This window comes from Streptomyces sp. sk2.1, from assembly GCF_008120935.1.
GTDB lineage: Bacteria > Actinomycetota > Actinomycetes > Streptomycetales > Streptomycetaceae > Streptomyces.
This window is the reverse complement of the sequence record NZ_RDBO01000102.1, coordinates 1-9,465: the sequence shown is the minus strand read 5'-3', so window position 1 is coordinate 9,465 and position 9,465 is coordinate 1. Positions and strand designations below refer to the sequence as shown.

Below are 9,465 nucleotides of genomic sequence, written 5' to 3'. Positions count from 1 at the left end.
GTTCCGGGGAGCCGGTGGGGTCCGGGGAACGCGAGGAGGACGCCTTCTTCCCCGCCGCCGCCTTCCAGCAGCGCATCTGGCTCGCCGAGCGGGTCGACCCCGGTACCGGGACCTACAACGTGCCGCTGGCCTGGCGCGTCCCCGGTGCCCCGCTGCGACCGGAGGCCCTGGCCCGCGCTCTGGAACTGCTGGTGGCACGGCACGAGATCCTGCGCACCCGTTTCGTCGAGCACGGCGGACGGTTGCGGCAGCAGGTCGGGGAGGAGTGGCGGCCCCGGCTCGACCACGTCGACCTGCGCGGCCACGAGGACCGCGGCAGCGCACTGCGGGACTGGCTGGACCGGGCCGCCGGCCACCGCTTCGACCCCGCCGACGGCCGGCTGCTGACGGCCGCGCTGCTGGAGACGGACGAGGGAGAACAGACGCTCTTCGTCTGCCTGCACCACCTGGTGTGGGACGGGGAGTCCGCAGGGATGTTCCTGGGCGAGCTCTCCGACTGCTACGACGAAGCCGCGGCGGACTCGGCGACGGCGGAGGACCCGGCGACGCCGGACCCGGTGACGGACTCGACGGCGGCGGACCCGGCAGGCCCACCGCGCTCCTCCCCCGACGCGGCGGCGCCCGGGACCGCACCTGCCGACCACACGCTGCACCCCGCTTCGGCCCACCAGGAACGCATCGCGTTCATCGACCGGTTCGAGAAGGGCAGTCTCTATCCGGCCTCGCCCGTCTACCACAACCTGCCCCTGTTCCTGCGTCTGGACCGGGCGCCCACGACCGAGCGCCTCCAGGAGGCCGTCGACCAGGTCGTCGCCGCGCACGAGGCCCTGCGCACCGACCTCACCACGACCGACGACCGGACCGTGCAGCGCGTTCACCGCCACGCCCGGGTGGTGGCGCACTGGTTCGACCCCGACCCCGACCCCGACCCCGAGAACGAGGAACCCGGGGGCGAGGTGCCCGGGGGCGAGGTGCCCGGGGGCGAGGTGCCCGGGACACTGCGGAGGTGGGCCTCGGAACCCTTCGATCTCGACCGGGGGCCGCTGTTGCGCGTGGCCGTTGTCCGGCCGTCGCCCGGGGGCACGACGTGGCTGGCCCTCCTCGGCCACCAGGCGGTGGTCGACCGTACGTCGCTGCTGGTCGTGGCGGAGGACCTGCTGGCCGCACTGAACGGCGCGGCCACCACCGGCAGCAGCTATCACGCGTGGCTCGCCGCACGCCCGGAGCGGGACCGGCGGACCGACCTGGACACCCGCGCCGAGGACCTGCGCGGCGACACGGACCCGCTGCGGCTGCCCGAACGACGCCCCCGCGCCGCGGTCCACGTCTACCGGGAGCAGTCCGTCCCCCTGCTGCTCCCCGACGACCTGCCGGTCACGGCCTTCGCCGAGCGCCACGGTCTGACCCGCCAGGACGTCCACCTCGCCGTCTTCGCCGCCCTGCTGGGCTGGTACTCGGGCCAGGAGGAGATGGTCGTCGGCGTCGCGCACCACGGCCGCGGCGTCCGGGACCGCCGGGTGGTGGGCCCGCTCGCCAACCTGCTGCCCCTGCGGTTGCGGCCCCGCGCCGACGCCACGTTCGACGAGTTGGCGATGCACGTCGGAGCAGAGCTCGCGGGAGCACGGAAGCACGAACTCGCCTGGTTCGACGAACTGGTCCGGCGGCTGGACCCGGCCAAGGACATGAGCCGAACCGCCCTGTTCGACGTCCTGTTCACCTGGGCCGACGATCCCGCCCCCCTCACTTCTCCGGACGGCGCCGCCGTCGGGACGGTCGAACCGGGCGGCGGCCACGGCAAGTACGACCTGCACCTGTTCCTGAGGCCCGACGGACGGGGCGGACCCGATGGACAGGGCGGCCCCGGCGGACAGGGCTGCGCGGGACGACTGGTGTTCAACGCGCTCTACTTCGACGAGGCGCAGATGCGCCTGATGGCCGAGCACTACGTCCGACTCCTGCACATCCTGCTCGCCGAGCCGCACCGGCCGGTCGGCGCGGCGGAGCCGCTGACCGGCCACGAGCGGCGCACCCAGCTGGCGGTCTGGAACGCCACCGACGCCGCCTACCCGGAAACCACCCTTCACGGCCTGCTGCGCGACAGGGCCGTGAACCATCCCGAGGCCGTCGCACTCACCGACGCGACCGACGAACCCGCACGGCACCACACCTACGGCGAGCTGCTGGAGCGGGCCGAACTGCTGGCGGCCGGGCTCGTCGCGCACGGCGTCCTGCCCGGCGAACTGGTGGCGCTGCTGCTGCCCCGCGGCGTAGCGCAGATCGAGGCGATGCTCGCCGTGCTGATGGCGGGCGGCGCCTACCTGCCGCTGGACCCCGCTCTGCCGGACGGGCGCAAGGAGTTCATCCTCGCCGACTCCGGCGCCCGCCGGGTGGTCGTGCCGGACACATCCGACGGGAAGGCCGCCGCGGCGACGGTCCCGGACGCGTACACCGGGGAGATCCTGGCCGCAGGCGTGCTCGAAGCAGCGGCCCGCCGTTCGCAGGCCCCCGTCGGCCCGCTGCCCGGGGTCGGCCCCGACGCACCCGCGTACTGCATCTACACCTCCGGTACCACCGGCCGCCCCAAGGGCGTCGTCATCAGCCACCGCAACGCGGTCCGACTGATCGACAACGACCGCCTCCCGCTCGCCCTCGGCCCGGCGGACGTGTGGACGATGTTCCACTCGTACGCCTTCGACTTCTCCGTCTGGGAACTGTTCTGCGGCCTCGCGCACGGCGGCCGGGTGGTCCTCGTCCCCGAGGACGACTCCCGCGACCCCCGCCGCTTCTGGCAGCTGCTGCGCCGCGAACGGGTCACCGTGCTCAACCAGACGCCCAGCGCGTTCCGCCAGCTGCTGAGCGCCGAACAGGAGGAGCCCGACCCGCTCGACCACCTGCGCTATCTCGTACTCGGCGGGGAGCAGCTGGCACCCGCCCTGCTCGCACCGTGGCTGGACCGCCATCCGCGGGTACGTCCGGTGAACATGTACGGCATCACCGAGACGACCGTGCACGTCACCGCGCACACCGTGACCCCTGCGGACGCCGAGCGCGGCAACAGCGTCATCGGTACCCCGCTCCCCACCACCACCGTGCACCTCCTGGACCGCCGGAGCGGGCGCCGGCTGCTGCCCGTGGGCGCGGTCGGTGAGATGTACGTCGGCGGTGCCGGGGTCGCGGACGGCTACCACCACCGGCCCGAACTGGACGCCGAACGTTTCGTGCCGAACCCCTTCGGCCCCGGACGGCTCTTCCGCACCGGCGACCTCGCCCGCTACCGCCCGGACGGAGTACTGGAGTTCCTCGGCCGTGCCGACTCCCAGGTCCAACTGCGCGGCTTCCGCATCGAGCCCGGCGAGATCGAGGCACGGCTGCGCGAGCACCCGGCCGTGGCCGACGCGGCGGTACTCATGGAGGACGACCGACTCGTCGGCTACCTGCTGGCACCCGACGAGGCGCCCTCCGCGGCCGAACTGCGCACCCACCTGGGCGCGACGCTCCCCGAGTACATGCTCCCCGCCGCCCTGCGCACCGTCGACGCCCTGCCGCTGACCGCCAACGGCAAGCTCGACACACATGCCCTGCGCGCGTCCGCCGTCGCGCTGGAGACGCCCGGCGGACGGGCCCCGGCCACGTCCACCGCCACGGAACTGGCCGGGCTGTGGGCCCGCCTGCTGGACCTGGAACGGGTCGGGGCCGACGACTCCTTCTTCGCCCTCGGCGGGCACTCGATGCTCGGGGTCCGCATGCTCGGCGAGGTCCGCGCACGACTCGGTGTCACCGTGCCGCTGCGGTCACTCTTCGAGCGGCCCCGACTGCAGGACTTCGCCGACCTCGTCGACGAGACGGGCACCCCCCGGCCGCCGCGGCCCCTGCCGACCGGTGACAGCGCCCGGCGGGCGGTCACGGCGGCACCCGCACCGCCGGCCTCCGGGTTCCAGGAGCGCCTGTGGCTCGCCGAGCGCCACGCACAGGACACCGCGCACAACATCGTGCTCGCCTGGCGCGCACCGGAGGGCCTCGACCACGCCGTGCTGCGGCGGGCACTGGCCCTGCTCGTCGACCGCCACGAGATCCTGCGCACCGCCTTCACCGAGGACGGCGGACGCCTGCGCCAGTACGTGACCGAGCCGTGGGCGCCGCCACTGGACCACATCGACCTGCGCGGTGCCGCCGATGCGGAGCAGGACCTCCGCGCCTGGCTGCGGACACAGGCGGCCCTGCCCTTCGACCCGGAGTCGGGACGGCTGCTGCGCCCGGCACTCGCCGACCTGGGCACCCGCGGCCACGCACTGCTGCTGTGCCTGCACCACCTCGTCGTCGACGGCGAGTCCATTCCCGCCCTGCTCACCGAACTCGGGCAGTGCTACCGGGCCGTCGAGGAAGGCGTCCGACTTCCCGAACCGGCGCTCCAGTACCGCGACTTCACCGCCGCGCAGGAGGCCGAGCGCGGCGACGCGCGACGCGTCGCCGACCTGGCGTACTGGACGGAACACCTCGCCGGAGCACCCGCCGGCGCCGTGTTCCCCGTTCCCGAACACGCGGAGCCGCACGGCGCGATTCCCCTGGTGCTGCCCGACGACCTGGCGGCCCGTCTCCACCCGGTGCAGCAGGAACACGGCCTGTCGTGGTTCATGGTCGTCGCGGGCGCCCTCGCGGCGGTGCTGCACCGGACCACCGGCCGCCCCGACCTCACCTTCGGCGTGCCCGCCTCGCTCCGCGACCGCGCGGAGTTCGCCGGTCTGCTGGGGCCGTGCCTGAACACGGTGGTCCTGCGCTCGCGTCCGGCACACGGCGCGACCCTGCTCGACCTGCTCCGTACGATGCGGACCGAGGTGCTGGACGCGCACGAGCACCGCGGCGCCCCGTTCGAGGACGTCCTGGAACGGCTGAACCCGGTGCGCGAGCCCGGTCGCGCCCCCTACATCGACATCACGCTCAACATGAACCTGCTCACGGGCCGCACCGCCGCCCTCGGCCGCGGCACGCTGACCCCCCTCCTGGTGGAGCCGGGCCGCCGGGAGACGAAGTTCGGGATCACCGTCACCCTGATCGAACAGGACGGCCGCCTCAGCGGAGTGCTGTCGCACCGGGGCGACCGGGTCGCCCCGGCAGAGGCCGCACGCCTCGCACACCGGCTCGCCGCCCTGCTCACCGCACTGCCCTCGGTCCTGGACCTCCCGCTCGACCGACTCGCTCCCGACCGGGACCCGTCGGCCACCGCACCGGCCGCCCGGCCGGACGACACCGCACGGCGGACCCAGTACCGGGACTTCGTCATGGCCCAGGAGGCCGAGCGGGGCGGCGAGCGGCGCGCCGAGGACCTGGCGTACTGGGAAGAACACCTCGCCGGGGCACCGCAGTACCTGGACTTCCCCGCCCCCGCCGCACCGGGACCCAACGCCTCGGTCGCGGTGCCGCTGCCCGCGGACCTGCTGGAACGGATGCGCCCGGTGCAGCGGCAGTACGACTTCACGCCGTACCAGCTCGCGGCGGGCGCCCTGGCCGCCCTGCTGCACCGGTGGACCGGCCGGGACGACGTGGTCGTCGCCACGCCGCTGACCCACCGCGACCGCCCCGAGTTCGCCGGTCTGCTGGGCCCCTGCCTGAACACGGTGCTCCTGAGGTCGCGTCCGGCGGACGACGCGACCCTGCTCGACCTGCTGCGTGCGGTACGAACGGAGGCACTGGACGCGTACGAGCACGGCGGAGCGCCCTTCGAGGAGGTCGTGGAGCGACTCAACCCCGCCCGCAGGCCCGGCCGTACCCCGTACGCCGATGTGACGCTGAGCCTGGAGACCGAGCCCGACCGCCCGGCCCGGCTCGCGGGCAGCCCGCTGATCCGGCTGCCCCTGGCCGGAGAGGGAGCGGGCCACCTCGGCAAACTCGGGCTGACCGTGGTCCTCTCGCTGCACGGCGGCACACTGGGCGCCGGCATCGCCTATCGCGGCGACCGCTACCGCCGTGCCGACGTCGAGCAACTGGCCGTCCTCTTCGGCCGCCTGCTCACCGCACTGCCCACGACCCTGGACACACGTGTCGACGCGCTCGACCTCCTCGGCGGGCAAACCGACGCGGCAGCCGGCGCGGGGCACGGGGACGAGGGCGTCGGGCGCGGGGAAGCGGAACGCCTGGCCGACTGGGAGAACGGCGGCGAACCCGCGCTCGCCACCAGCGTTCCCGCGCTCGTGGCCCACTGGATCCGGCACACGCCGGACGCACCGGCGGTGGAGACGACGGACGGTGTGCTGAGCTACCGGGCCCTGCACACCCGGGCCGAGGCACTGGCCGCCCGGATCCGTCCGCACCTGCGGCCCGAGGACCCGGTGGTCGCGCTGCTGCTCGACCGGGGAGCGGACCTGATCGTCGCCATGCTGGCCACCTGGTACGCGGGAGCGGCCTTCTGCCCCGTTGACCCCGCGACCCCGTCCGTCCGGGTCGACGCGATACTGACGGACCTGGACGCCTGCGCGGTCCTGACCGCCGACCGGCGGACGGCGGCCGGCCACGGCACGACCGGAGCCACCGTCCTCACCGTGGCGGCGACGCAGACGCCCGGACCCCGCCCCGCGGCGCCGGTGCGCGAAGGAGCGTCCGCCTCCGGGGCGCCCGGGGCCGGACCCGCGACAGCGGAGTGCGGAGCCCACCCGGACGCTCCCCGCCCGGGCGCCCCGGAGGTTCCGTCCACGGACCCGCGGGCAACGGCCTACGTCGTCCACACCTCCGGGACCACCGGTGAGCCGAAGGGAGTGGCCGTCCGCCACAGCGGCCTTGCCCAACTCGCCCTGTGGGGAAGGGAGTCGTTCGCCCTCGGCCCCGGGGACCGGGTCGGCCAGCTGCTCGGCGTCTCCTTCGACGCCACCCAGTGGGACGTCTGGTCCGCCCTGGCCAACGGTGCCTGTGTCGTGCCGTACGAAGGGCCGCTCGCCGTCGGGACGCTCCCCGGGTGGCTCGACGACCGGCGGGTGTCGGTGGTGCTGCTCGCCACGCCGCTCGCCGAGTCGGTCTGGGCGGCCGACCCGCCGCTGCCGCACCTGCGGTGGATGATCGTCGGCGCGGCGGCGCTCACCCGCAGACCGCCGTCCGGCACCGGGTACCGGGTTCGCAACGCCTACGGCCCCACGGAGTCCACCGTCATCGCGCTCACCCACGACCTGGACGCCGAGGCCGAGGGACCGCTCAACGTCCTGGGCCGGCCCGTGACCGGCACCCAGGCCCGGATACTCGACCCGCACGGCGGGCGCTGCCCGGTCGGCGTCACGGGGGAGATCGTGCTGAGCGGCTCCGGCACGGCGGCGGGCTACTGGCGCCGCCCCGAACTCACCCGCGCGCGCTTCGGGGCCACCGGCCCCGGCGACGGGGCGCCGACGGAATACCGCACCGGCGACCGGGGCCGCCGCCTCCCGGACGGCACCATCGAGTACCTGGGCCGCCTCGACCGCCAGTTGAAGATCCGCGGACACCGGATCGAGCCGAGCGAGATCGAGACGGCGCTGCTGCGGCACCCCGCCGTCGCGGCGGCCGTGGTCCACGGGGACCCGCAGGCCTCACCGAGCCTCGTCGCCTACCTGGTGCCCGCGGACGGACCACGTCCGACCACCGTCGAACTGCTGGAAGGGCTGCGCTCCCGGCTGCCGTCCCATCTGGTGCCCGAGGCGGTCGTCTGGCTCGCCGCACTCCCGCTGACCACCAGCGGCAAGGTCGATCCGACGCGGCTTCCCCGGCCGGGGCGGGCCGACCTTCCGGTGGCCGCCGTCCGCGTCGCCCCGTCCGGCGACACCGAAACACTGATCGCCGCCGCGTGGAGCGAAGTACTGGGCCTCGCGGAGATCGGCGCACACGACAACTTCTTCGACCTGGGCGGCAACTCCCTCACCCTCGCCGCACTGCACGCCCTGCTCGTCGAGCGGCTCGGCGCACCGCTGCCCCTGGTGGCCCTCTTCGAGCACCCCACCGTCGCGGCGCTGGCACGCTCGCTCACCGCCCGCGCCGCCCCGCCGGCCGCCTCCCGCACCGACGCGTTCCACGCGCGCGCGGCACGAGCCAGGCAGGCGGCATCCCGCGGGGCGGCGGCGGCACGTGCCGGTCGCGCACGGGCCACCGGACAACCGCTGCCCGGTGATCCGCCACCCGTCCGTCCCGCGGACGAATCCCGCAGGAAGACCGACGCCGAAGCCCCCGGCACCACGACGGCGCCCACCGGCACACCCGACACGAGGACCTGACATGGTGCCATCCTCCGCGAACGTTGGAGCGCCCCGGCCGGCGCCCCGCCGCGTGCTGCGCACGGTGCTGGCCGCCGAGGTCCTGTCCATGACGGGTTCCCAGTTCAGCGCCATCGCGATGCCCTGGTTCGTCCTGGAGACCACGAACTCGTCCAGGGCCATGGGCATCGTGATGGCGGCCCAGATGATCGCCGTCGCCGTCTTCGGCGTCATGGGAGCCTCCCTGGCCGGTCGCCTGGGACCCCGCAGGGTGATGCTCGTCGCCGACTTCACCCGCGGCCCCCTGGTCGCCCTCGTGCCGCTCCTGCACCACGCGGACCTGCTGCCGCTGCCCGTGTTCATGCTGCTGCTGTTCGCGATCGGGTCCTTCTACGCCCCCTACACCGCGAGCCAGCAGACCCTGCTCCCGAGCCTCGTCGGCGACGACGAGACCCGGCTCAGCCGGGCCAACGCGACACTCCAGGGCGCCACCCGCTTCACCGTCCTCCTCGGGCCCCCCGTCGCCGGACTGCTCATCGCCTGGCTCGGTGCGTCGACAGTGCTGTGCCTGGACGCGGCAAGCTACATGGCATCGGCCCTCCTGCTCCGGCACGGCCTGCCGCGGGGCATCGTCCTGTCGGCCGGCCGGACCCGGCACCGACTCCACGACGCCCTGCGCATCCTGTGGAGGGACAAGCTGCTCGGCGACTGGACGATCGCACAGATCCTCGGCGAGACGACGTGGCAGGCCCTGTTCGCGATGCTGCCCGTCCTCGCCCTGCTCCACTACGGCGGATCCTCCGCACTCGCCGGGGTGCTGCTCGGCGCGTTCGGCGGGGGCGCGCTGCTCGGGACCCTGCTCGTCGGCCGGGCACTGAAACGGGTCTCGGCCACCCGGCTGGCGGTCTGCGGCCGGCTCGGCCAGACCGCGGCCTTCGCCGCGCTGCCGCTGCCGTTGGGACCCGCCGGACTGACAGCCGTCCTCGCGGTCGCCGGCCTCCTCAACGGCCTGTCCAACGCCCCGATGATCGCGGTCCGCACCACTCGCATCCCGGCGCCCCTGCGCTCGGCCACCCTCACGGTGATCGCCGCCGCCGGCCTCACCGGAGGAACACTGGGGCTCGTCGGCGCGGGAACAGCCGCGGAATCACTCTCCGCGAGCACGGTCTTCACGGTCCTCGCGGTCCTCCAGATCCTCGCGGGCGCCTTCTTCGTACGAGGGGCCGTACGGGGCCGCCGCCCGCCCGCCCCGGCCGTCGCGGGC

The 9,465-nt window shown here is 74.5% G+C and carries 2 protein-coding genes; both read left to right on the top strand.

What is annotated here, in order from left to right; genetic code table 11:
* Nucleotides 1-14: 14 nt before the first annotated feature.
* Complete coding sequence (locus EAO76_RS40675) at nucleotides 15-8,222, top strand: non-ribosomal peptide synthetase (RefSeq protein WP_148841273.1); 8,208 nt, start codon at nucleotides 15-17, stop codon at nucleotides 8,220-8,222.
* Between the two features lies 1 nt (nucleotide 8,223).
* On the top strand, nucleotides 8,224-9,465 hold a 1,242-nt coding region (locus EAO76_RS40670; RefSeq protein WP_148841272.1), incomplete at its 3' end, for an MFS transporter.